Below are 22,967 nucleotides of genomic sequence, written 5' to 3' on the forward strand. Positions count from 1 at the left end.
TGAAACTTGCACGAGACTTCGGTTTCGAGGTAAGGTGTAGGTTGAATTGTGCTATAATCGAATATATTACTGTCTAAAATAGTTTTACACCATATTTAAGGAGGCTGTCATGCTGCAGAAGATTCGAGACTTATGGAATAATCCGACGTCATTGAAAGTACGTCGTTATGCCAATGTTATGTATGATGTGTCGTGGAACGTCCTACTCCTGACCATCATTTCTGTTGTACTCATCGGATTTTTAGGTGCTGGAATTGGTGTCGGATATTTCGCGTCACTCGTCAAAGATATGCCGACCCCGGCTTATAAAACGATGACTGCGCAAATCAATACGTATACATCGACTTCCAATATTTACTTCGGAAGCGGGGAGCGCATCGGGAACTATACGACCGATGAGGTACGAATCCCGATTCCAGTAGAAAAAGTTTCTCCATACGTTGTCGATGCACTACTTGCGACGGAAGATGTCGAATTCTATGAGCACGATGGCGTCGTTCCAAAAGCGACGTTACGCGCTATTTTACAAGAAGCAACAGGATCTGAAGATCGCACGGGTGGTTCAACGTTGACGCAACAATTGATTAAAAACCAAATGTTGACGAACGAAGTATCTTTCGAACGGAAAGCAAAAGAAATATTACTCGCCCTTCGTCTAGAGAAGGCGATGGACAAAGATGAAATTTTAAACGCCTATCTGAACGTCGTCTCGTTCGGACGTAACTCGATGGGACGTAACATTTCAGGGATTGAGGCCGCCGCTCGCGGTGTGTTCAATACTTCGGCAGAGAAATTGACACTTCCACAAGCCGCTTTCCTTGCCGGTATCCCAAAAAACCCATTCTTCTACACACCTTACTATCAAGGTGGCGTCATCAAAGAGGACGTATCGGGTGCGGTTAACCGAATGAAAACGGTATTGAACCGCATGTACGTTGCAGGAAAGATTACGAAAGAAGAATATGATGCCGCTTATAACTACGACATCACGCAAGACTTCATGCAGACTCAGACGAAGCCTCGCGACAAATATCCGTACGTGGTAGACGAAGCAGAACTTCAAGCACGCCAAATCGTGACGGATTATCTATTGGAGCAAGATGGGATTGAAATCAATGAGTTGAGCTCGGAGGAACAGGACTCTGTCCGTTCGACTTATGCGAAGCGTGCTCATAACATGTTGCGTCAAGGTGGGTTCAACATCCGTTTGACATTGGATAAAGAAATTCACGAAGCGATGCAACAACCGGCTAAAAACGCTGGCAACTTCGGACCGAATCAAACGATTAAAGATGAGAACCGCACACTTCCTGAACAAACCTCTTCTGTCATGATTGAGAATAAGACCGGGAAAGTACTCGGATTCGTCGGAGGTCGCTACATCAATGGCAAGACCGACGATTTGAACCGTGCTTTCTGGGCAGAACGTCAAATCGGATCGACTGCAAAACCGATTCTTGTCTATTCAAATGCGATTGAAGCTGGCATGATTACACCTGCCACTCAAATCATTGACGAGGAGTATTTCTATAAGTTTACTGGTCCCGGACAACCGAAGAAACAAGTTCAAAACGAAGGGAAAACGTATCGCGGTGCTGTCACAGTACGCGATGCGCTCAAGCTCTCCTTGAACGTTCCGGCTGTTAAGATTTATGAAGAACGTAACCAAAAACCTGCTGATACTCAGAAATTAGTCGACATGGGAATTCCGGTATCTGAAGGAAACCGTTATGCTTCAGCGATGGCACTCGGTACCGGGGAAGTCAAGCCTATCGATTTGGCCGCCTCTTATGCGATGCTAGCAAATTACGGTGAACACGTGGAGCCGTACTTCATCCAAGAAATCGAATATCAAGGTGAAGTCATTTACGAAGCGAAGCCGAAGAAAACGCGTATTTTCACAGAACGTACCTCTTATCTCGTGGTGGATATGCTCCGCGACGTCTACACGTCAGGTACTGCGACATATGCACAATCGTTGCTCAGCGTTCCTGGCGATTGGATGGGTAAAACCGGTACAACGAACGATCAACGTGATTCGTACTTGGTCGGGTCGAACCCGAACGTTACACTCGCCGTCTGGTCAGGTTATGATTCACAACGCCTCTCAATGCTAGATGGTTGGGATTATGGACGTTACTATCAACGGACACAGCGCATCTGGTCGCAAACGATGAATCGTGTCTATGCGGATGACCCAGAAGCTCTAGGCGTCAGCGCACGCTTCTCACAACCTTCAACCGTCACTTCGAAAGACTTCCAAGACTCAGGTTCATTCTCTGAGAAGAAGAAAGTAGAAGAGAAAGAAAAAGAAGAGGAAGAGAAGAAGAAAGAAGAAGAGGCCAAGAAAGAGGCCGAAGAAGCAAAGAAAGAAGCTGAGGAGAAGAAACAAGAGGCTGCTGCCGATGCTGCCGCTAAGAAAAAAGCTGAAGAAGAAGCTAAACAAAAAGCAGACGCCGAAGCAAAGAAAAAAGCTGAGGAAGACGCGAAGAAGAAAGCTGAAGAAGAGGCTAAACAAGAAGCCGAACAACAAGCTGAAGAAGAAGCCGATGCTGATGCTAACGGTGAATAAACAAAGGGTCGACACACGATGTGTCGACCCTTTGTTTATCTTAATCTTCCATCGTCGAGAGGTCACCTGTTTCAAGATTCAATTCCCAAGCCTTCAAGACGCGACGCATGATCTTCCCGCTTCGCGTTTTCGGCAACTTGTCCTTGAATTCGATCTCACGTGGTGCTGCATGCGCAGCCAATCCTTCTTTGACGAACTGCTGGATTTCTTGTTTTAACTCATCAGACGGTTCATAACCTTTACGTAGCGCAATGAACGCTTTGATGATTTCACCTCGGACCGGGTCCGGTTTTCCGATGACACCCGCTTCAGCCACAGCCGGATGTTCCACGAGTCGACTTTCCACTTCAAACGGTCCGACCCGTTCTCCTGCTGTCATGATGACGTCGTCGACCCGACCTTGGAACCAGAAATAGCCGTCTTCGTCCATATAAGCAGAATCACCTGACACATACCAATCTCCCCAGAAGTAACTCTCATACTTCGCATCGTTCTTCCAAATCTTCCGCATCATCGACGGCCAAGGCGTCTTGAGTGCCAAGTTCCCCATTCGGTGTGGTGGAAGTGGTTGACCCCGGTCATCCAAAATAGCCGCTTCGCAACCTGGGATCGGTTTCCCCATTGAGCCCGGTTTGATGTCCATCGTCGGATAGTTACAAATCATCATCGCACCGGTTTCTGTCATCCACCACGTATCATGGATTCGAAGATCAAATGCTTCGTGTCCCCAACGAATGACTTCTGGATTTAGCGGCTCACCGACGGATAAAATATGACGAAGTGAAGACAAATCATACTTCTCAAACGCTTCGTCGCCAGCGCCCATGAGCATGCGGAACGCCGTCGGGGCACTATACCAAACTGTCACGCCAAACCGTTCAATGACCGAATACCAAAATTCAGGATTGAAGCGTCCACCAACGATGACGTTTGTCGCACCATTTAAGAAAGGCGCAAAAATACCGTAGCTCGTCCCCGTCACCCATCCAGGGTCAGCCGTGCACCAGTAAATATCATCCGGTTGAAGATCGAGTACCCATTTGCCGGTCATCATATGTTGAATCATCGCATTATGGACGTGGAGAACCCCTTTTGGTTTTCCTGTTGAGCCCGATGTATAGTGTAAAATCAGACCGTCTTCACGGTCGACCCACGTCAATTCGAGATCTGTCGTCGCATCGTTCGCCAGTTTACGATAATCGAGCACCTTTTCCGACTCTTCGACATCGTCCCCAACGAGTAGAATTGTCTCTAAATGAGGCAACTGATCGACCGGAATGCGCGGCAACAGTTCTTTCGTCGTCACAATCACTTTCGCTTCCGAGTCGAGCAAACGGTCGTGAACCGCCTGTTCCATGAACGCCTCAAACAATGGACCGACGATGGCCCCTCGTTTGATTGCACCGAGCAAAATAAAATAAAGTTCTGGCTGACGTGGCATAAAGATAAAGACGCGGTCGCCTTTCTCCACACCAATCGACTTCAGAACATTACCAGAACGATTACTTTCTTTCTTCATATCCGCATACGTGTACCGCTCTTCTCGATCCCCATCGAAATAAAGCAGTGCCACTTTTGTCGCCAATTCACTTTCCGCATGGCGATCGATGGCTTCATATGCCAAATTGACTTTCCCCGTCAAATTCCATGAAAACAATGCTTCTGCTTGTGTCCATTCAAACGACTGACAAGCCTCTTCATACGACGCTAATTGATGTTCCCCTGTTAACGCTTTCAATTTTTCCATCGCTAAAGATTCGCCTCCCCTGTAAAGATTGGTATAACCACTTTCAGTATAGTGTTAAAATTATGACAAATCAATGAATTTCCAATTTCATCAAAACAGGATGATTCCAGCTTGATGAAAGCGCTATAATAAGAGATGGAAAAGGTGGTGACCCTATGGAAAAACAATATCATTCAAAAGTGTGGCAGACCTCACAAGGTGACGTCACGATTGATGGTCCGGTGGCGCCTGACGTGTTACGGACGTATCGTCTTGATGAAGGATTGACAGCTTTTCGTGAACCGGAAGATCAGCACGAAGCACTCGTCGATATTGCTGGGTTAAAAGAAGGAAGAATCATCGTCGCCAGGCAAGACGATCTCGTGATTGGATACGTGACTTTCCTCTATCCTGACCCGTATGAGCGTTGGAGTGAAGGAAACGACCCATACATCCTTGAACTCGGGGCAATCGAGGTGAGTCCTCGCTTCCGTGGTCAACGAATCGGGAAACAATTACTCGAAGTATCGATGATGGACCCACATATGGATGACTTTTTGATTTTGACGACCGAATATTATTGGCACTGGGATTTGAAAGGTAGTGGACTCTCGATTTGGGATTATCGAAAAGTCATGGAGAAGATGATGAATCACGGTGGACTTGTTTTCTTCCCGACAGACGATCCTGAGATTGCCTCCCATCCTGCCAACTGTTTGATGGCTCGTATCGGAAAAAACGTACGCCAAGAATCAATCGACCATTTTGATTCACTTCGTCTTCGCCGACGATTTATGTACGACTAAGGAGGGATTTCATGTTAATCGAACAGATGATGAATCGACATGTCGTGACGATTCAACCGACCAATACGATTGCCCATGCCGCAAAATTAATGCGTGAACATCGTGTCCGACATTTGATTGTGACAAATCCCACTCGACAAGTCGTCGGGATTGTCGGCCAATTCGAGATGAGTGGTGCGACGAGCGTCTTTCATCCCGAAAGTGAAAACGCAGACTTTCAAAACCCTGTATCGAGCATCATGCGATCCGAGGTACCGACAGCGCATCCATTCGATTTCTTTGAAGATGCAGCTGCCTTGTTTTACGAAAACCGGCTAACCTGTCTCCCTATCGTCGAACAAGGGAAACTCGTCGGTGTATTGACAGAGACCGATTTATTACGTTACTTCGTGCAATTGACAGGCGCACTCGAACCGAGTTCGCAAATTGAAATTCTCGTCGAAAATACGACCGGCACACTCGAAAAAGTGACCCGACTCCTCGCCAAAACAAACGTCAATATCATCAACGTCTTCGTTCATCCGACGAGCGATCCCTATAAACGTATCATCTCTTTCCGCGTCCAGACGATGAACCCGCTCCGAATCATCGAACGGTTGAAACGTGAAGGGTATGATGTCCTCGGTCCGGAGATGTCACGATGAGACCGATTTACATATTTGGCGAAGACGAGACGTCTTATCGCTTTCATGAGGATCACCCGTTCAATCCGTTACGACTGGAATTGACGACATCCCTTCTGATTGCAGCCGGAAAACTCTCCAAATCGGAATGTGTGTCTCCTCCACTCGCTTCGGTTGAAGCGTTAGCGCTCGTTCATGACTTTGACTACATCGAAGCCGTCCAAGCTGCGGCGGCAGGAGAACTTTCTACGCTGAAAGCGAATAAGTTTGGTCTCGGTACGGAAGACACTCCCATCTTTCCGACGATACACGAGGGAGCCGCACGGCTTGTCGGTGGGACGATTCATGCGCTCGATCTAGTTGCGAGCGGCAAAGCAGAGCGAGCCTTCCATGTTGGGGGCGGTCTACATCATGGAATGCGGCGCAAAGCATCAGGATTTTGCGTCTATAACGATGCGGCCGTCGCCATCGCACATGTGAGAAAACAATACGGGTCGCGCGTTCTCTATGTAGATACGGATGCGCATCATGGGGACGGGGTCCAATGGCTCTTCTATGACGATGATGATGTGATGACTTTATCCATACACGAGACAGGTCGCTATCTCTTCCCAGGTACCGGAATGGTGACAGAGCGAGGGAATGGGAAAGGATACGGCTATAGTTGGAACGTACCAGTCGATGCATTCACCCAAGATGACTCATTTTTGACGTGCTATGAGACCGTTTTACGTGAAGCGTGCGAATGGTTCAAACCTGATATCATCCTGACTCAGAATGGTGCGGATGCCCATGTCTTTGATCCACTCACCCATCTCGCATCAACGATACGGACGTTCGAACAGATTCCACAAATCGCTTCACGTATGGCAGACGAGTATACCGATGGTCGTCTCGTCGCACTTGGTGGCGGCGGCTATGACTGGTATCGAGCCGTTCCTCGCGCCTGGGCACAAGTGTGGGCCGGTATGACGAGAGAGACACCCTATGCCGGAGATATCCCGACCGAATGGATTGAGCAATGGTCCGATGTCGCTGGTCAACCGTTACCCACTCGGTGGGACGACTCTCTTTACGCGTTTGATCATATCCCGCGGCGTCAACAAATTGAAGAAAAGAATTGGGAAGTCACGAAGCGTGCCTTTTGGCCGTTCATCTCGAATGATCGAAAATCGATTTATTTATAAATAAAGCTGCCCGTTCATCTCAAAAATGGATGAACGGGCAGCTTTTCTTTTAGTCCTGACGAAGCGAGTCACGGCGTTCGATTCGGTGAGGAAGCACGACGTTTTTCTCTTCGATTTCTTCCGCGTTCAAAATCTTAGTCAAGAGACGCATCGCGACGGCTCCGATATCGTACATCGGTTGAACGACCGTCGTCAACTTCGGACGAATCATCGTCGCGAGGCGCGTGTTATCGTGACCGACGACTTCGAAATCGTTTGGAACAGAGTAACCTGCATCTTGAATCGCATGGATGACCCCAAGTGCCATTTCATCCGTCCCTGCGAAGATGGCTTTCGGACAATCGTCACGTTGCAACATTTTTTGCATCGCCTCGAGACCAGACGCATACGTATAATTTCCGAGAATCATATCGTTCTCATGGAAAGGAAGACCTGCATCTTCAAGAGCACGGCGGTAACCGGCAAATTTCTTCTCGCCATTGATTTGTTGCTCGAGTGGTCCAGTGATGAATCCAACACGGTCATGTCCGTGGTTGATCAACATCTGAGTCGCGTCATACGCCGCTTGCTCATAATCGATATTGACAGCCGGGAGATCATATCCTTGGTTCAATGTCGCTGCGAGAACGATTGGAACTGGTGATTTTTTGAACTCTTCCACGAGATCTTCATGCAAACGTCCACCCATGAAGATGATACCGTCCACTTGTTTACCTAATAGCGTATTGAGTAAATGGACTTCCTTGTCACGACTCGAATCTGAGTTACCAAGGATGATGTTGTATTTATACATCGTCGCCACGTCTTCGATACCTCGCGCCAAGTCGGCAAAGAAGATGTTCGAGATATCCGGTACGATGACACCGACCGTTGTCGTTTTCTTGCTTGCTAGTCCACGTGCGACGGCGTTCGGACGATAACCAAGACGGTCAATCGCATCCTGTACTTTCTTGCGTGTTGTCGGTTTGACGTTCGGGTTTCCGTTGACGACACGAGAGACGGTCGCCATCGACACCCCGGCTTCTCGTGCCACATCATAGATTGTTACGTTGTTACTATTCATAAACTACTCCTCCTACAAGTCCTGATTTTCAAAAAGTTTTCATAAAACGTCTTAAAAAAGGAAGACAGGTATCTGTCATCCATTTACCCTGTCTTCATGCGATATAAAACGTTTCCATTTGGAAAGCTTACTTTTTCACCAAATCAAGTTGGGGAAACTGGACCGTGAGTCCTTCCACAAATTGATCGAATTGATCGAAGTCCAATTGTTGTTGCGCGTCCGAGAGGGCGATCGCCGGATTCGGGTGCACTTCTACCATCACACCGTCAGCTCCGATTGCAAGGGCCGCTTTTGCAGCTGGCAACAATAAATCACGACGACCGGTCGAATGCGTGACGTCTACCATAACAGGCAGATGCGTCTCTTGCTTCAAAATCGGCACAGCGGTAATGTCCAACGTATTGCGTGTCGCACGTTCATACGTTCGAATTCCCCGCTCGCACAAGATGACTTGGCTGTTCCCGCTCGCCATAATGTACTCTGCCGCATAAATGAACTCTTCGATTGTAGCGGATAATCCGCGCTTCAACAAGACCGGTTTGTCTGTCTTCCCAACTTCTTTTAACAAATCGAAGTTCTGCATGTTGCGAGCTCCGACTTGAATGATGTCAACATACGGTAACGCCGATTCCACTGCGCCAGGAGTCATGATTTCTGTGATGACTCGTAGGTCATGTCGGTCAGCTGCCGTCTTTAACAGTTTCAATCCCTCAAAACCTAAGCCTTGAAAATCGTAAGGTGACGTACGCGGTTTATAAGCACCGCCTCGCATGATTTTAACACCAGACAATGCAAGCTTTTCTGCGACCGCATTCACTTGTTCGAAAGACTCTACGGCACATGGTCCTGCAATCAATTGTGGACGGCCGTTTCCGATCGTCACATCTTTCATATGGACCAACGTGTCTTCCGGTTGACGTTTACGCGAAACGAGAAGCGTTTTATCTCGATCTTCTCCTTGTAATTCAGCAGACGCTTTAAAGACTTCTTTAAAGATATGTTGAAGACGTGACGTTTCAAACGGCCCTTGGTTTGATGCGGCAATAAAATCAAGCATCTCTCGCTCTCGGACCGGATCATAACGTTCGACACCTTGAAGACGTTTAATTTTTCCAATTTCGACGGCAAGTGTACCGCGCCGACTAAGCAAGTCGAGCATTTCATGGTTCAATTCATCCATTTCTCGACGTAATCGATTCAATTGATCTTGTGGACTCATAGTTTCCCTCTCATTCCTAAGCCGTTCTTTCCAGATTCCTAATTATATCGAACTTTGTGCGCTTTGTCATAAGGAAACCTTCTACGACACAAAATCACCAAAAAAGGACCGAATCCATTCGGTCCTTACGAATTACTCATTTTTTTTTAAGTCTTTCTTTAAATCTTCTAGTTCTTCTTTCGATTCCTCGTCGAGCAACTCATTGACAGGTGCTTCGAGCGAATCGTCAGACTCTGAATCCGATGCGTTCGATGGCTTTTCTTCTTCAGCCGCGCGGTCCATCTGTTCCTTCACTTCCGATTCTGCTTCCGCAACGAGTTGATCTGCTTTTTCCATCGCCTCTTCAATCGAAAGCTCATCTTCATCGATTTGTTGCTTCAATTCTGCAGCTTCGCGTGCCTTATCTTTTACGATATTGAGGACAGGTGCCGCCTTATCGCTCGCCACTTTAATCCATTCCCCGACGACCGGTTCTGCTTTCTCACGCATCTCTTTCGATTTGACAGTCAGGCGCTCTCGCGATGTTGACGTCTTCTCATCAAGGTACGTCCGTACTTCACGTCCGTTTTTCGGAGACGTCAGTAACGCGACTGCCGCTCCAACAATCCCTCCGAGAATGACACCCGTCAAAAATCCGCTACTTGATTGATTCTGTTCTGTTGATTGCTTTTGGTCTGTCATGTGTGAGTTCCTCCCCGAGATTAACTTATTTGATCGTATCATCCGTTTGAATCAAATCAGGTGATACAGGTGTTTCTGCTTTCTTCTCGCGTCGTGTGCGACGACGTGGACGTTCTTTTGTAGTAGAAGATTCAGGTTTGTTCTTCTTGAACAATTCGACCGCAACCGATCCCCATCGGACGGCTTGCGCAATCTGTTCTTTGTTTTCGTCCGCTGCCGAATGGACAGAAGTCGAGACGGTACGAACAGACTCGGTTACCTCGTTCAATGATGTCCCTAGCTCATCAAGCGCATGAGCGACAGGTGCGAGCAATTCTGTTTTTTCTTCGACGTTGTCTACGAGACGGTTCGTCTTATGTAAGAGCGCCGTCACTTCCATCGTGATTCCATCGAGCTGGCGTTCTAAATTTTCGGTCGTATTGGCGACGCTTCCGAGTGTACGATTTACATTCGACAAGACACGCGCCAAGAAGATGACGAGTACGACAAACGCGAGCGCCGCAATTAGCCCAGCGATGCCTCCTAATGTGATCTCCATTCAATCCATTCCTCCTATTCAATCGTTTCTTGTTTCATTATAGCACCATTATGACTGAAAAGATTTGCTACAACCGTTTTCGCCATTCGGTCTGATTATTCCTTTACCCGTTTTTGTGTTTTCGATTACACTAAAATAGAAATTCATAAAAAAAATTAGGGGTGATCGTGTGAGAGATCCAAGAATTACACAATTAGCTGACGGTTTAATCAATTATTCCGTCAAGCTACAACCGGGGGAAAAGGTATTAATTGAGAACTTCGGCGTCGAAGAGTCGCTCGTTGAAGCACTCGTCGAAAAGGCATACGAAGCAGGGGGACATCCTTTCGTTCTCTTAAAAGAGAGCCGTATCTTACGTAAGTTGTATACAGGCGCAAGCCGTGAACAACTCGAACTGATGGCCGACATCGAACGTAAACAGATGCAAGCAATGGATGCCTACATCGGCTTACGTGCTGGTGATAACATTAACGAGTTGTCAGACGTTCCAAGCGAACAGCAAAAACTTGTCGGTGCCACACTTGGGAAAATGCATACCGAAGACCGTGTTAAAGGAACGAAATGGGTCGTTCTCCGCTATCCATCTCCATCGATGGCGCAACTCGCTGGAAAATCGACAGAAGCGTTCGAAGACTTCTATTTCAATGTCTGTACACTCGATTACGGAAAAATGGACCGTGCGATGGATGCGCTAGTCGAGTTAATGAATAAGACAGATCGCGTGACATTGAAAGGACCAGGTACCGATCTTTCATTCTCGATTTTAGATATCCCAGCCATCAAGTGTTCTGGTCAGATGAACATTCCGGACGGTGAAGTGTTCACAGCACCGGTCAAAGACTCGGTCAATGGTGTCATCACATACAATACGCCATCTCCATATCAAGGCTTCACGTTCGAGAATGTGAAGTTGACGTTTAAAGACGGGAAGATTGTAGATGCGACAGCGAACGATACAGAACGGATCAATGAGGTGTTCAACACGGATGAAGGTGCGCGTTATGTCGGTGAGTTCGCCATCGGTGTGAACCCATACATCCAACATCCAATGAAGGATATTCTCTTCGATGAGAAAATTGATGGAAGCTTCCATTTCACACCTGGTCAAGCGTATGATGAGGCTTATAACGGCAACAACTCATCTGTCCACTGGGATCTCGTCAACATCCAGCGCCCGGATTACGGTGGCGGCGAAATCTGGTTCGACGATTTGCTCATCCGAAAAGATGGACGTTTCGTCATCGATGCGTTGCTTCCGCTCAATCCAGAAAACTTGAAATAATATAAAGAATGGTGCGCCTTTTTCAGGTGCACCATTCTTTATATTTATAATTTTGTTTTCTTCCCGAGGGCGGCAGACATCATCCAAATTTCTTTTTCGAGTCGCTCGATATGAGAAACGAATGTATCTTCAATCGCCTCATCGCCGTCCTCAAATTTCTCCATCGCATCTTGCATCTCTTGACGGATTTGTTTGAAGTCACTGATGATATCTTTGATCATCTGATCTGTCTCGGCATGACGATCGCCTTCTTTTAACGTTGAATGTTCGAGATACTCTTTCATCGTCGCAAATGGTTCGCCGTCATTCATAAGGAGTCGTTCTGCCACATCATCGTAGAGTTCTGCCACTAAATTATAGAGTTCTTCTAGTTTTTCATGATACGTGAAGAAATGCGGTCCACTAATATACCAGTGATAATTATGAAGTTTTACAAACAGCAATCCATAGTTCGCTACTTCTTTGTTTAAGGTGTTGAGTGCAACTTGACTAGCCATTCCTAACATCTCCTTTGTCATATTCATCGATACTACTATTACCGAGATTTTGGATGGCTAAACATAAAAAAGAGAGACTTTCGTCTCCCTTTCACACTTACGCTTCAAGTTTTACAACTTCTTCATATTCGCGCTGATACGTTTGAATATCACCGGCACCCATGAATAAGAGCACGGCATCGGCATGGTTGCGTAACACGCTTGTACCACCACGTTTTAAGATATGTGCTCCTTCGATTCGTGATTGAAGGTCTTCGATGGTGACCGTCCCTTCTTGCTCACGTGCTGAACCGAAAATATCACATAAATAGACAGTGTCTGCTTCGGCCAATGCCGTCGCAAAGTCGTCCATGAATGATTTCAAGCGTGTATACGTATGTGGTTGGAAGATTGCAACGACTTCTCGATTGCCATACTTTTTCCGAGCTGCTTCTACCGTTGCACTAATCTCACGCGGATGATGCGCATAGTCATCGACAAGCACTTGATCGTTTAACATCGATTCACTGAATCGGCGTTTTACACCGTTGAACGTTTCAAGACGTTCTTTTACCAATTCTTTCGGCAAGTTCTCGTAGTCACATGTCGCAATGACGGCAAGCGCATTCAACACGCTGTGGTCTCCATATCCAGGAATCCGGAATGTCCCATAGAAGTCATCACGTAAAAAGACATCAAATGTCGTTCCATTTTCTGTCGATGTGACCTGTTCAGCACGGAAATCATTGTGCGTCCCGAAACCGTAATAGACGAGCGGCACGTTTGCTTGGATGTGTTGAAGATTTTCATCATCGCCACAAGCAATGATTCCTTTCTTCACTTGTTTCGCCATTTCTTGGAATGCGTCAATGACATCATCAAGACCAGAGAAATAGTCCGAATGGTCAAAGTCGATATTCGTCATAATCGCGTAGTCTGGACGGTAGTATAAGAAATGTCGTTTGTACTCACAAGCTTCGAAGACAAAGTTCTTCGAATCCGCCACTCCCTCTCCCGTTCCATCGCCGATTAAGAACGATGTCGGTTCGATTCCACGCATGACGTGTGCAAGTAATCCCGTCGTTGACGTTTTCCCGTGCGACCCAGTGATGGCGACGCTCGTGTAATGGTTCGCGAGTTCACCTAAAAACTCGTAATACTTATAAATCGTCAATCCGAGTTCACGTGCACGCACGATTTCTGGATGATCATCACTGAACGCGTTTCCTTGTACAACGATTTGGTCTTCCGAAATATTTTCAGGATCGAATGGCAAAATTTCAATCCCTTTACGGTTCAATGCTTCTTCTGTAAAAAATGCTTTTTCAACGTCCGATCCACGGACCTCATTGTTCATATCAAATAAAATTTGAGCTAAAGGACTCATGCCCGTTCCTTTAATTCCGACGAAGTGATAACGGTTCATCTGTAAATAGCCCCCCTAATTCATTGCGGCTCGTCAAAATGCGACAAACCTTTGTCATTATAGCAAAACTCACAGAATCGTGCTATTACAGATTATTGTTTTTTTGTGCAAGTCGTCGGCTACGGTACATCGCCATCCGATCTTTTGGCGTCATCATCACATTCACAGGCGGTTGATCCGCTTTAAATGAGACTTGAACCGCTGGTGTCAAATCTGTGTCAGAAGGCATTCCTTGCTGTTCAGATGGTGTTTGTAATGTTTCTGCAATCTGCTCGATCGACGGACCAATTTGTTCCGCCAATCCATCAATATCTAGGTCAGTTTGAGGAGTGGCATCTTGTTGAGCCTCCACGACTGTCTCCTTTTTTGAACGAGATAAATCTGTTGATTGCATAAAAACAGATGAAAAGCCATTATCAAGAATCGAAACTTCACCAAGAATCGATTTGTCTTCAATTTCAATTTCCCCGGAAATCAGCTCGTTGGACTCTTCACTCCATTCAGGTTTAGAGACGGTTTCAGTAGATGACTCTCGGTTCAGCTCTTCCGTCGCAGAATGAGTAGATTCCATCGCTGAATCATACGCATCTCTCGTTTCAGGAGAGTGTTCGACCGGTAGGACAATCTTTGGTTTGGGGCGAGCATATCCATAAATCGGTGACGGGACGTCTGACGGAATGAATTCCTCGGCTGCCTCAACCTTTGGTGGTGGGGAACCTTTTTGTCCTTCTTTCGACAGTTCTCGTTTGATTCGCTCTGCTTGTTGCTTCAGTGAACGTTCATATGCATCCATACTTGATTCCTCGCTTTTTCACTCAATCCATATTTAACAAAAAATCGGTCGAATTTAGCGACCGATTTTAAATGCTGTACCTACTTCATATTCGTCATCTAATACTAAAATCCCTTTTTCTTGCGGGGCGTTCGGAAGGTTTAATTCACGGGCAGAACAAATCATCCCGTGTGAACTCTCACCGCGGAGTGCAGATGGACGGATAATCAAACCAGTCGGCATCACCGCACCCGGTTTTGCGACAACGACTTTTTGTCCGGTTGCTACATTAGGTGCGCCACATACAATCTGAACAGTCCCTTGGTCGATTTGAACTTGGCAAATCGACAATTTGTCAGCGTCCGGGTGCTTCACTGCGCTTTCGACATAACCTACGACAAACTTCGGTGTCACGTCAACCCACGAAAAATCCTCTTCAATCCCGTTGTCATTCAAGATGCTTTGCAACTGCTCCACTAATCCTACTGTCAACTCAACCGGACCATTCCATCCTGTCACATCAACATGTTGACTCGCTTGAAACAGGTTGTACCCGTTCACTTCCCCGTCTGCTGACTTGACGATTGCCACATCTCCCGTCCGCTCGACAGATTGATGATGTCTTTCTCCTTCTTTCAACAACACCATGAGTACATCACCGATTCCTTCTCGGTTGTAAAACACATTCATTTGCATACGTTCCTACGTCCCTTCTTTCAAACTCATCTCACTTATTTTATCAGATTATGTGTTCGATGGCGGGGTCTTTTTTCCGACAATGAAAATCGGTTCAAGTTCCCCCGCCTCATAGTGAAAGGCGAGTGCAGTGACGGGAATTCGACCATTTGTGAAGAAATCAAACATCAATTGCTGCATCGCATCATACCCTTGGTCATTTCGAATGTCCGCAACGATCATCACATCCTGATGTGGGACACCGACGAGCATATCCCCTTCAATCCGTCGTTCCATCAGCCGAAGAAACTCGTCATTTAACACACGAGACGCCTCGTAGCCATCGCGAGTTGATAAGAAGTAGAAGGGATTCCCAGCCACTTCGTCTTGCTTCATCTCGGTCGGTAGTTTTTTCACATTCTCACGGGCGATTCGTTCGATGCGGTCGAGCGTCATCTCATCCGAAAGGTGGCGTTCTTCAATCAATCGATACCCGTTCCCGCGGTCCAGCGCATAAAAAATAGCGGTCTCGGCCGTATGCGGAGTAAAAACAAGTGCTTCTCCATTTTTTGTCGTCTTCGAGAAGGAGTTCGAGCGAATGACAGGATAGATGCTATCTTCATTTCCGGTGAGGGAGATGTGATCGTCCGCCTTCATCGCCGATTCGATATACTCGATGACTTCATCGACGGCAACCTTACCGCGTGTCTTTGCCTTTGCTACAATCGGCGCAAGGCGAATATTGACCCCAAAACGGTCAGATTTTCGTTCGACGCGCAGCACCTCATTCTCACGGTCGTAAGAAGTACGGTATTCCTCATTAAAATGCGATTCTAGATAACGTCTTAGCTCATTCCGTTCCATGAAGACTCACCCTAATCCGTTCAAGAAAGCTTCAACCTGTTCCGGCGTCTTCCGTTCACGACCGACGTAGCGATCAACCTCTTTGCCATTTTCAAACGCAACAAAGCTTGGGATGCCAAAAACATCAAGTTCTTGCGCAAGTTCCATGAACTCGTCACGATCGACGTAATAGAACGTCCATGCTTCAAATTTCTTTTCGATTTCTGGCATGAATGGGTCAAGGAATCGGCAATCCCCACACCATGTCGCTGAAAACATAAGGACACTTTTCGCTTCTTTTGCTTCCATATATTCTGCCATTGTGGATAGTCGTTTCATGATTATCACTCCTGTTCGTTTTTTCCTCACTTATAATAGCATAAGTCAAGTCACACATTCTGCTCTGCTGTTTGTTATAATCAAAGCCGAAACTAGTTGAAACAGGTGAAGCTGAATGAAATTAACACGTGAAACGTTAAACCCTGAAATGAAACACCCTCTTGAACAGATGGTCGGTGTTTTTGGAATGCTTGCCATTTTGCGATACGGCTATTTGTTTATTGACACCGATAAAACGAGACTAGAGATCTTGATTTGGCTCGTCGTCGGTTTTGCCATCATTTATGTGCTCGAAAAATTCCTTAAGAAATTGGCACGTCACTTACCCATCATTCGAAAGCGCTTCTTGATTCCGATTTACGTGATCGTGCTCATGTTATTCCTAATCAGTTTCCGCGTCCCACGTGAGACGGTTGAGTCCGTTAAAATGTGGTTTGGAATTGGATGAAAAAGAGCAACGTTCCTCGAAACGTTGCTCTTCTTTAGTAATCAATTTTTAAATCATTCGGTTGAATCCGACCGGTTCTTCGCAAGACTGCGTATACCGCGTAGCTCAATAGAGCTGGTCCGATTATGAGGAAACCAATGACGACGAGAAAGGTGTACCAAGTAAAGCCCATTGTTTCGAGCATGACGATTGGACCGACAAGCCCACTTGTTCCCATGCCCGCCCCCGCAGCGACACTTTCCAGTTCAAACAACAGAATCGCGATTGGTGCCAATACAGCACCGGCCATTGTCGGCGGAAGGAGAATCCAAGGGTTTTTCACAATGTTCCCGACTTGAAGCATCGAGGTGCCAATCCCTTGAGCAATCGCCCCACCGACTCCGTTATCACGATAACTCGTGATGGCAAACCCGATCATCTGAGCCGCACAACCGACAGTCGCTGCACCAGCGGCAATCCCATTCAAACCGAGCATCAATGCGATGGCAGCACTTGAAATCGGTGCCGTTAACGCAAGTCCCATCAATGTCGCGACGACCACTCCCATGAACAACGGCTGTTGCTCCGTCCCCCATTCAATCCAACCACCGAGTTGCGTCATGAATAGGCCGACATACTTGCCGATATACGTTGCTGTGAAATAGCCTACGGCAATCGTAGTGAACGGCGTCACTAGAATATCTAGCTTCGTCGATTTAGAGACGAGTTTTGAGACTTCGACCGAAAGAATTGTCGCAACGTAGCTTCCTGCCGGGCCGAACTCATATCCAAATGCCCCGACAACGAGCGCAGAAAACAAAATGAGCGGTGGCGCCTCTAGCGCATAGGCGATGGCAATCCCGATTGCCGGTCCGGTCAAGCTCATGGCAACATCCCCGATTTGAATCAATGTGGCACTCATCCCTGTGAATGTCGTCCCTTCGAGCTGACCTCCGATTGTTTTCATGATCAGACCGATGATTAATGTACTAAACAAACCTAGTGCCATATAACTTAGCGCGGTCACAAAATAAAGCGACGGGCTCAATGAGATTCCTTTTTTCTTGAACATAACATATCCTCCTTACCCTTATACAAGTGTCTTGTCATAAGTAATATACATGTATAAACACCTTTATCAGTATAAGACGTTTTCATGAAATAGCAAGAACATCCACAAAAAAACCGTTCACTCATCTTTCGAGTGAACGGAATGTTTGACTTAACGAGATGGACGTAGCGTTTCAAGTGTCGAACGATCAAGTCGCTTGACTAACGCTTTGAGTAACGCTTTTGCTGCATCATAGTCATCTGTATGAAGAATTGAAGCATGTGTATGGATATAACGAGATGCGACGCCAATGACGGCTGTCGGCACCCCTTCTCCGCTCATGTGTACGCGCCCCGCATCGGTACCGCCTGGTGAGACGAAATATTGTGTTTTAATGTTTTCGTCTGAAGCCGTATCGAGTAAGAAATCACGCATTTCAGGAGACATGATCATGACGCGATCTAGAATTCGAATCAAAGCTCCCTCACCGAGCTGACCGAACTCCGTTTTACTCCCTGAGGCATCATTTGCCGGTGAAGCATCGAGTACGAGTGCCACATCTGGCTGAATCAATTCAGATGCCGTCTGCGCTCCACGTAGTCCGACTTCTTCTTGTACAGTAGCACCCGAGAACAAGATGTTCGGGTGATCGGCTTTTGTCGTTTCCTCCAACAATTCAATCGCAAGACCGACGCCATAACGGTTGTCCCAAGCTTTGGCCATAATCTTTTTCGGGTGATGAAGTGGGGTGAATGCGCTCGATGGGACAGCAGGGACCCCTGGACGTACACCCCATGACTCTGCTTCTTCTTTAGAATCTGCTCCGATGTCGATAAACATCTGCTTGATGTCCATCGGCTTACTCATCGCATCTGGTCCTAACAAATGAGGCGGTGTCGAAGCGACGACACCCGGGATTTTACCGTTCGACGTGATGATGTCGAAGCGTTGTGCCATGAGCACTTGGCTCCACCAGCCACCGAGTGGTTGTATGTAAAGCATGCCGTTCTCGGTAATCCGTGTCACCATAAAAGCGACCTCATCCATATGTCCGGCTACCATGACTTTCGGTCCCGACTCATCTCCGACACGTTTCCCAAAAATTGATCCGATGCCATCCGTGACAATCTCATCTGAATGGGGTTCAATTCGTCCACGTACAAATTGACGAACTTCAGACTCGAACCCAGGAGCTCCTGGAAGTTCTGTTAGCGTCTTAAATAAATCTCTCGTCTTCTGATCCATCTTTCATCATCCTTTCCTAACCGTTCTTGTCTCATTATATACAAAAGTTTTGACAGGATGCGAATGCTTTTCATTCCATTCGGGTACAGGTTTTGGTACGATGTACATGATAGCCATAGTTCAAGGGGAGGTAGTCATATGAAAAAAAGGTATTGGTTTATTGGAATCGGGGTTGCCGTCATTGCCGCACTTATGACGAAAAAAGCTTTAGATGAACGTAGCTTATCTGCAGAAAACGCGTTAGAGTACACAAAACGTGCTTTCTCAGCAAAAGGTCATGTCCAAGGGGCATGGATTTCTGCATCACCGGAGATCTACACATACGACGGCCGTGAATACGACGTCTACAAAGGTGGCATCTCGGTTCTTGAGAACGATGAAGAGAAAACATATGAGTTTACAGTCGACTCTGAGACTGGCGCATTACTCGAATATGCATGATACGAAACCGACGAATGATTCGTCGGTTTTTTTGTTTAGTTCCCTTGAAAGAGTGGAAAATTGAAATTGGTAGTTTTCAATTTAAAAAAGGAGTGATCTCGCGTGAAGAAGCTAATCGGTGAAGCAAGTGAACTCGTATCGCAAATGGTTGAAGGGATGGTCCATGCCCATCCTGAAGTGTATGGTCGAGTCGACGGTGTGAATGTCATCTGTCGGGCTGACGGAGCGAAGTCTGGAAAAGTCGGTCTCGTCTCTGGAGGCGGTAGTGGTCACGAGCCAGCACACGCCGGATATGTCGGGGACGGTATGCTCGATGCGGCAGTTTGTGGGGAAGTGTTCACCTCTCCTACTCCGGACATGGTGCTTGAAGGAATCAAAGCAGCTGACGGTGGAAACGGCGTTCTCTTGATTGTGAAAAACTATTCCGGCGACGTGATGAACTTTGAGCTCGCCGCAGAACTGGCCGAAGGAGACGGCATCAAAGTCGACCACGTCGTCGTCGCAGATGACGTCGCCATTTCGAACAAAGAAGATCGCAGAGGGGTTGCCGGAACCGTCTTCGTCCATAAAATCGCGGGAGCTGCCGCTGCTAGCGGGAAGTCACTCGAAGAAGTCAAATCCATCGCCGAGAAAGTAGCGTCTCACGTTCGCTCCATGGGGATGGCAGTCGAACCTTGTTATATGCCGGTGAGCGGTAAACCTGGGTTCGACTTGAACGAGGAAGAGATGGAGATTGGAATCGGGATTCACGGGGAACGAGGTGTTGAACGGAAACCGACGAGTGATGTCGACCAAATCGTCGACGACCTCCTCAGTCACCTGAAAAAAGAAGTCGAGCCAGGAGAAGTTGCCGTCATGGTGAATGGAATGGGTGGAACGCCACTATCTGAGCTGTATGTGACGTATCATTTCGTTGCAGAAAAACTTGAAGCTGCTGGATATACCCTCAAACGAAAGTATGTCGGTAACTACATGACTTCACTCGAGATGCATGGGTTCTCCATCACGTTACTCCCTCTCGATGATGAGATGACGACGTATCTCGACGCTCCTTCAGCAGCACTCGGATTCAAAATTTGATAAATGAGGTGTTTGGTTTATGTTGACGATTGATCGGATGAAGCAGGCGTTACGCGACGCACAAGTTGGCATCGAAGAGCAAAAGGATACGTTGACCGATTTAGACCGGGCCATCGGCGACGGTGACCATGGGATCAACATGTCTCGTGGTTTTGATGCGGTCTCTACAATTTTAGATGAGGACTATGATTCTCTTGGAGCACTTAGTAAAAAGGTCGGGATGACCCTCATGTCGAAAGTCGGCGGTGCGGCCGGACCTTTATACGGTTCAGCTTTCGTGAAGATGGCAAACAAGTTCGGGGATGCGACCGAAGCGGACTTTGGCTTACTCAAGGAGGCACTTCAGGAAGGTTCGAATTCTATCAAAGCACGAGGGAAATCGGAAGTCGGCCAAAAAACGATGGTCGACGTGTGGGACCCGTTCCTCGAGCAAGTCCAACAAGGGGAAGATTATAAACAGAAATTAGACGCGCTTGTCCAAAAAACAGAAGATATGGTGGCCACGAAAGGAAGAGCCTCTTATTTCGGAGAAAACTCTCGCGGAACCGTTGATCCGGGTGCCCTTTCTAGCTCAATCCTTTTGGCCGCGATTATGAAGGAGGTCGATTGACATCGTTGAATTGATCATCGTCTCGCACAGCGCAAAAATTGCGGAAGGCATCCAAGATTTGATGAAGGAAATGGCACCGTCCGTGCCCATTCATCTAGCTGGTGGTCTTGAGGATGGCGCTATCGGAACGGATGTAAATCGCATCTTATCAGCGCTCGATCAGGTCGAAGGAGAAGCACTTCTCCTCAGTGATATCGGATCGGCGACAATGAATGCGGAACTCGCCATCGATATGTACGAAGGTGACAAACATGTCGAATTTTTTGATGGTCCAATTGTCGAGAGTGCCTTCATCGCCTCCGTTTCTTCAGGAAATGGGATGTCACTAACTGATATCGTCGGACAGTTAAAACAACAGTAAAAAGTACCCCGTTCTCTTGAACGGGGTACTTTCATGTCTTATCTTGGGTTGTCATTCTTTTCATATACGGCATTCATATATGAACTTGTTGAATAGAAACGTGGTACAACCAAGAACAAAATGAGTGCTGGAATCGCAATCAATAGAAGCAAGACCAATACCGGTAACCAATAGACGATCTGTTGACCGAGCATGTCGATGTTCGCGTCCGCAAACTCTGAGGCTCCTTCTACTTCTACGAGATCCGCTGATGTAAGAATCTTGTTGTCTGTCGCATCAAAGTAATGGTACTCGGTTTTACGTGTGATGAAGATCCCATCACGAATCGTATCGAGCTCTACGACAGCCGCGATGACTTCGTTGCCGTTTGAATGGCGAAGCGTCTCTTCTTTGATGATTTCAGCTGTTCCTTCTTTATAGTCATAATGCGTTGCTTTCAAATCCTCTTCGAGAGCGTCTAAGAACGCTTCGTTCGCTGAGGTATTCATTGGTGCGATTGTTAGAATGAAGATTACTGCAAGCAGGCTTGCCCATGCTTTTTTCAACATCCCCATGTTCCCCCTTCTCTTATTCCAGTTTAGCGTCATTCCTATTGTACCAAGAAGAAAGAAAAAAGTGTGAAGAAAATACTATTAAAATAAGAAAAAAGCGTGTCAATTTTTCGGACGGAATACGGCTTCCATTCGGTAAATCGGCTGACCGAGCGCACTAAAGCGCTCTTCATACTCTGTTCGAATATTATCTTCTGGTTCATTGACATGTAAATCTAGTGAAATTTCTGTGAAGAACATCCCGTATTGACTCATACTCTGAAGCGAATATTCAAACAATCCACGGTTGTCCGTCTTGAAATGAATCTCTCCTGCTTTCGGAAGAATCGCCTCATATGTCGCCAAAAACGTCTTATATGTTAGACGTCGTTTCGCATGTCGTGTCTTTGGCCACGGATCGGAGAAGTTTAAGTATACGCGATCGACTTCCCCCGCTTCAAAGTAGTCGACGAGTCGTTTCGCATCGACCGTCAATACTCTCACGTTCGGCATCGGGGTTTCGACTAATTTTTGTACGATGGAAACGGCTACGCTCTCAAACAACTCGATTGCAATGAAGTTCACATCCGGGTGTTGTTTCGCCATCCCTAAAATAAATTGTCCTTTTCCTGAACCGACCTCGATAAAGAGCGGGTGGTCATTCCCGAATTCAGTGCTCCAGTTACCTTTCAACTGTTCAGGATGTTGAATAAATACATGTTCTTGAGCTTCCATATATTCTTTTGCCCAAGGCTTATGTCGTAAACGCATGAAAATCCTACCTTTCGTTCATCAAATGTTCAAGTTTAATGGGAATATGCACGTTACGGACGAGCAGTCCTCTTGCGATTATACACGAAATCATAGTTTAATGAACGTGAATCATCCTTCACAAGGAGGTTAAATACAATGAGTACTTTAGATCAGTTCCTTATTTTTTATGCAGCTCCACTGACGTTTTTTGCTGGTGTCATCGCAACGTTCGTTTGGGCTT

Annotated in this window: 25 protein-coding genes; 10 read left to right on the plus strand and 15 right to left on the minus strand. The window is 46.7% G+C overall.

The window, feature by feature from the left end; all coding sequences use genetic code 11:
* Positions 1-109: 109 nt before the first annotated feature.
* The gene (locus GVY43_RS05915; RefSeq protein WP_159562544.1) at positions 110-2,572 is read left to right on the plus strand and encodes a transglycosylase domain-containing protein; all 2,463 of its coding nucleotides are present in this window, start codon (positions 110-112) and stop codon (positions 2,570-2,572) included.
* 40 nt (positions 2,573-2,612) lie between these two features.
* Here the strand turns inward: GVY43_RS05915 and acsA are convergent, their stop codons facing one another.
* Positions 2,613-4,319, minus strand: coding sequence for an acetate--CoA ligase (acsA, locus tag GVY43_RS05920; RefSeq protein ID WP_074036486.1), 1,707 nt, complete (start codon positions 4,317-4,319; stop codon positions 2,613-2,615).
* Between the two features lie 155 nt (positions 4,320-4,474).
* Between acsA and GVY43_RS05925 the strand changes: the two genes are divergently transcribed.
* From GVY43_RS05925 to GVY43_RS05935, 3 genes are read left to right on the plus strand one after another with little or no spacing between them, the layout of a single operon-like run.
* Positions 4,475-5,104: a GNAT family N-acetyltransferase gene (locus tag GVY43_RS05925; protein ID WP_078147204.1), complete on the plus strand. Its 630-nt coding sequence runs from the start codon at positions 4,475-4,477 to the stop codon at positions 5,102-5,104.
* 11 nt (positions 5,105-5,115) lie between these two features.
* Positions 5,116-5,748: an acetoin utilization AcuB family protein gene (locus GVY43_RS05930; protein ID WP_159562545.1), complete on the plus strand. Its 633-nt coding sequence runs from the start codon at positions 5,116-5,118 to the stop codon at positions 5,746-5,748.
* On the plus strand, positions 5,745-6,914 hold the full coding sequence (locus tag GVY43_RS05935) for an acetoin utilization protein AcuC (protein ID WP_159562546.1): 1,170 nt from the start codon (positions 5,745-5,747) through the stop codon (positions 6,912-6,914). Before GVY43_RS05930 ends, GVY43_RS05935 begins: the two co-directional genes overlap by 4 nt.
* A 49-nt stretch (positions 6,915-6,963) precedes the next feature.
* Here GVY43_RS05935 and ccpA read toward each other — a convergent pair whose 3' ends face one another.
* The 4 genes from ccpA to GVY43_RS05955 form a co-directional block, all read right to left on the minus strand.
* Positions 6,964-7,977: a catabolite control protein A gene (gene ccpA, locus GVY43_RS05940; protein ID WP_074036481.1), complete on the minus strand. Its 1,014-nt coding sequence runs from the start codon at positions 7,975-7,977 to the stop codon at positions 6,964-6,966.
* Between the two features lie 127 nt (positions 7,978-8,104).
* Positions 8,105-9,196, minus strand: coding sequence for a bifunctional 3-deoxy-7-phosphoheptulonate synthase/chorismate mutase (locus GVY43_RS05945; protein WP_074036479.1), 1,092 nt, complete (start codon positions 9,194-9,196; stop codon positions 8,105-8,107).
* A gap of 132 nt (positions 9,197-9,328) precedes the next feature.
* Positions 9,329-9,877, minus strand: a complete 549-nt coding sequence (locus tag GVY43_RS05950; RefSeq protein ID WP_159562547.1) for a YtxH domain-containing protein — start codon at positions 9,875-9,877, stop codon at positions 9,329-9,331.
* A gap of 25 nt (positions 9,878-9,902) precedes the next feature.
* Positions 9,903-10,415: a DUF948 domain-containing protein gene (locus tag GVY43_RS05955; RefSeq protein ID WP_074036477.1), complete on the minus strand. Its 513-nt coding sequence runs from the start codon at positions 10,413-10,415 to the stop codon at positions 9,903-9,905.
* 169 nt (positions 10,416-10,584) lie between these two features.
* On the opposite strand from GVY43_RS05955, the gene GVY43_RS05960 reads away from it, so the two are divergent.
* Positions 10,585-11,697: an aminopeptidase gene (locus GVY43_RS05960; RefSeq protein WP_159562548.1), complete on the plus strand. Its 1,113-nt coding sequence runs from the start codon at positions 10,585-10,587 to the stop codon at positions 11,695-11,697.
* Between the two features lie 44 nt (positions 11,698-11,741).
* On the opposite strand, the gene GVY43_RS05965 is transcribed toward GVY43_RS05960, so the two are convergent.
* The 6 genes from GVY43_RS05965 to GVY43_RS05990 form a co-directional block, all read right to left on the minus strand.
* Positions 11,742-12,194: a DNA starvation/stationary phase protection protein gene (locus GVY43_RS05965; protein WP_012726754.1), complete on the minus strand. Its 453-nt coding sequence runs from the start codon at positions 12,192-12,194 to the stop codon at positions 11,742-11,744.
* A 97-nt stretch (positions 12,195-12,291) separates the two neighbouring features.
* Entirely contained in the window at positions 12,292-13,599 is a 1,308-nt protein-coding gene (gene murC / locus GVY43_RS05970) for a UDP-N-acetylmuramate--L-alanine ligase (RefSeq protein WP_159562549.1), read from the minus strand.
* 85 nt (positions 13,600-13,684) lie between these two features.
* Complete coding sequence (locus tag GVY43_RS05975; RefSeq protein WP_159562550.1) at positions 13,685-14,392, minus strand: hypothetical protein; 708 nt, start codon at positions 14,390-14,392, stop codon at positions 13,685-13,687.
* 54 nt (positions 14,393-14,446) lie between these two features.
* Complete coding sequence (ytpR, locus tag GVY43_RS05980) at positions 14,447-15,061, minus strand: YtpR family tRNA-binding protein (protein WP_159562551.1); 615 nt, start codon at positions 15,059-15,061, stop codon at positions 14,447-14,449.
* 54 nt (positions 15,062-15,115) lie between these two features.
* Positions 15,116-15,910 carry a DUF1444 domain-containing protein gene (locus GVY43_RS05985; RefSeq protein WP_159562552.1) on the minus strand — a complete coding sequence of 265 codons (795 nt, stop codon included), beginning with the start codon at positions 15,908-15,910 and terminating at the stop codon, positions 15,116-15,118.
* A 6-nt stretch (positions 15,911-15,916) separates the two neighbouring features.
* Positions 15,917-16,228, minus strand: a complete 312-nt coding sequence (locus tag GVY43_RS05990) for a thioredoxin family protein (protein WP_159562553.1) — start codon at positions 16,226-16,228, stop codon at positions 15,917-15,919.
* 115 nt (positions 16,229-16,343) lie between these two features.
* On the opposite strand from GVY43_RS05990, the gene GVY43_RS05995 reads away from it, so the two are divergent.
* On the plus strand, positions 16,344-16,676 hold the full coding sequence (locus tag GVY43_RS05995) for a hypothetical protein (RefSeq protein WP_159562554.1): 333 nt from the start codon (positions 16,344-16,346) through the stop codon (positions 16,674-16,676).
* 34 nt (positions 16,677-16,710) lie between these two features.
* Here the strand turns inward: GVY43_RS05995 and GVY43_RS06000 are convergent, their stop codons facing one another.
* Entirely contained in the window at positions 16,711-17,727 is a 1,017-nt protein-coding gene (locus GVY43_RS06000; protein ID WP_159562555.1) for a PTS transporter subunit IIC, read from the minus strand.
* A gap of 150 nt (positions 17,728-17,877) precedes the next feature.
* Positions 17,878-18,951 carry a M42 family metallopeptidase gene (locus tag GVY43_RS06005; RefSeq protein ID WP_074036464.1) on the minus strand — a complete coding sequence of 358 codons (1,074 nt, stop codon included), beginning with the start codon at positions 18,949-18,951 and terminating at the stop codon, positions 17,878-17,880.
* A 138-nt stretch (positions 18,952-19,089) separates the two neighbouring features.
* Here GVY43_RS06005 and GVY43_RS06010 point away from each other — a divergent pair, with 138 nt between their 5' ends.
* The 4 genes from GVY43_RS06010 (at position 19,090) to dhaM (ending at position 21,443) form a co-directional block, all read left to right on the plus strand.
* On the plus strand, positions 19,090-19,392 hold the full coding sequence (locus tag GVY43_RS06010; protein WP_012726763.1) for a PepSY domain-containing protein: 303 nt from the start codon (positions 19,090-19,092) through the stop codon (positions 19,390-19,392).
* A 102-nt stretch (positions 19,393-19,494) separates the two neighbouring features.
* Entirely contained in the window at positions 19,495-20,472 is a 978-nt protein-coding gene (gene dhaK, locus GVY43_RS06015; protein WP_074036462.1) for a dihydroxyacetone kinase subunit DhaK, read from the plus strand.
* 22 nt (positions 20,473-20,494) lie between these two features.
* The gene (gene dhaL / locus GVY43_RS06020; protein WP_370148738.1) at positions 20,495-21,082 is read left to right on the plus strand and encodes a dihydroxyacetone kinase subunit DhaL; all 588 of its coding nucleotides are present in this window, start codon (positions 20,495-20,497) and stop codon (positions 21,080-21,082) included.
* A 10-nt stretch (positions 21,083-21,092) separates the two neighbouring features.
* On the plus strand, positions 21,093-21,443 hold the full coding sequence (gene dhaM / locus GVY43_RS06025) for a dihydroxyacetone kinase phosphoryl donor subunit DhaM (protein WP_256369426.1): 351 nt from the start codon (positions 21,093-21,095) through the stop codon (positions 21,441-21,443).
* 38 nt (positions 21,444-21,481) lie between these two features.
* On the opposite strand, the gene GVY43_RS06030 is transcribed toward dhaM, so the two are convergent.
* Together GVY43_RS06030 and trmB are read right to left on the minus strand one after the other, a co-directional pair.
* A complete protein-coding gene (locus GVY43_RS06030; RefSeq protein ID WP_230872823.1) occupies positions 21,482-21,991 on the minus strand; it encodes a hypothetical protein in 510 nt (169 codons plus the stop codon).
* Positions 21,992-22,096: 105 nt separating this feature from the next.
* Complete coding sequence (gene trmB, locus GVY43_RS06035) at positions 22,097-22,744, minus strand: tRNA (guanosine(46)-N7)-methyltransferase TrmB (protein ID WP_012726768.1); 648 nt, start codon at positions 22,742-22,744, stop codon at positions 22,097-22,099.
* Positions 22,745-22,967 lie beyond the last annotated feature (223 nt).

Origin of the sequence: Exiguobacterium sp. 8H, from assembly GCF_902506255.1 — a bacterium.
GTDB classification, from domain to species: Bacteria; Bacillota; Bacilli; order Exiguobacteriales; family Exiguobacteriaceae; genus Exiguobacterium; species Exiguobacterium profundum.

Excerpts from the sequence above, each read along its gene's own strand:
- GVY43_RS05915 (WP_159562544.1), top strand. The coding sequence starts at position 110 with ATGCTGCAGAAGATTCGAGACTTATGGAATAATCCGACGTCATTGAAA.
- acsA (WP_074036486.1), bottom strand. The coding sequence starts at position 4,319 with ATGGAAAAATTGAAAGCGTTAACAGGGGAACATCAATTAGCGTCGTAT.
- GVY43_RS05925 (WP_078147204.1), top strand. The coding sequence starts at position 4,475 with ATGGAAAAACAATATCATTCAAAAGTGTGGCAGACCTCACAAGGTGAC.
- GVY43_RS05930 (WP_159562545.1), top strand. The coding sequence starts at position 5,116 with ATGTTAATCGAACAGATGATGAATCGACATGTCGTGACGATTCAACCG.
- GVY43_RS05935 (WP_159562546.1), top strand. The coding sequence starts at position 5,745 with ATGAGACCGATTTACATATTTGGCGAAGACGAGACGTCTTATCGCTTT.
- ccpA (WP_074036481.1), bottom strand. The coding sequence starts at position 7,977 with ATGAATAGTAACAACGTAACAATCTATGATGTGGCACGAGAAGCCGGG.
- GVY43_RS05945 (WP_074036479.1), bottom strand. The coding sequence starts at position 9,196 with ATGAGTCCACAAGATCAATTGAATCGATTACGTCGAGAAATGGATGAA.
- GVY43_RS05950 (WP_159562547.1), bottom strand. The coding sequence starts at position 9,877 with ATGACAGACCAAAAGCAATCAACAGAACAGAATCAATCAAGTAGCGGA.
- GVY43_RS05955 (WP_074036477.1), bottom strand. The coding sequence starts at position 10,415 with ATGGAGATCACATTAGGAGGCATCGCTGGGCTAATTGCGGCGCTCGCG.
- GVY43_RS05965 (WP_012726754.1), bottom strand. The coding sequence starts at position 12,194 with ATGGCTAGTCAAGTTGCACTCAACACCTTAAACAAAGAAGTAGCGAAC.
- murC (WP_159562549.1), bottom strand. The coding sequence starts at position 13,599 with ATGAACCGTTATCACTTCGTCGGAATTAAAGGAACGGGCATGAGTCCT.
- GVY43_RS05975 (WP_159562550.1), bottom strand. The coding sequence starts at position 14,392 with ATGGATGCATATGAACGTTCACTGAAGCAACAAGCAGAGCGAATCAAA.
- ytpR (WP_159562551.1), bottom strand. The coding sequence starts at position 15,061 with ATGAATGTGTTTTACAACCGAGAAGGAATCGGTGATGTACTCATGGTG.
- GVY43_RS05985 (WP_159562552.1), bottom strand. The coding sequence starts at position 15,910 with ATGGAACGGAATGAGCTAAGACGTTATCTAGAATCGCATTTTAATGAG.
- GVY43_RS05990 (WP_159562553.1), bottom strand. The coding sequence starts at position 16,228 with ATGAAACGACTATCCACAATGGCAGAATATATGGAAGCAAAAGAAGCG.
- GVY43_RS05995 (WP_159562554.1), top strand. The coding sequence starts at position 16,344 with ATGAAATTAACACGTGAAACGTTAAACCCTGAAATGAAACACCCTCTT.
- GVY43_RS06000 (WP_159562555.1), bottom strand. The coding sequence starts at position 17,727 with ATGTTCAAGAAAAAAGGAATCTCATTGAGCCCGTCGCTTTATTTTGTG.
- GVY43_RS06005 (WP_074036464.1), bottom strand. The coding sequence starts at position 18,951 with ATGGATCAGAAGACGAGAGATTTATTTAAGACGCTAACAGAACTTCCA.
- GVY43_RS06010 (WP_012726763.1), top strand. The coding sequence starts at position 19,090 with ATGAAAAAAAGGTATTGGTTTATTGGAATCGGGGTTGCCGTCATTGCC.
- GVY43_RS06030 (WP_230872823.1), bottom strand. The coding sequence starts at position 21,991 with ATGTTGAAAAAAGCATGGGCAAGCCTGCTTGCAGTAATCTTCATTCTA.
- trmB (WP_012726768.1), bottom strand. The coding sequence starts at position 22,744 with ATGCGTTTACGACATAAGCCTTGGGCAAAAGAATATATGGAAGCTCAA.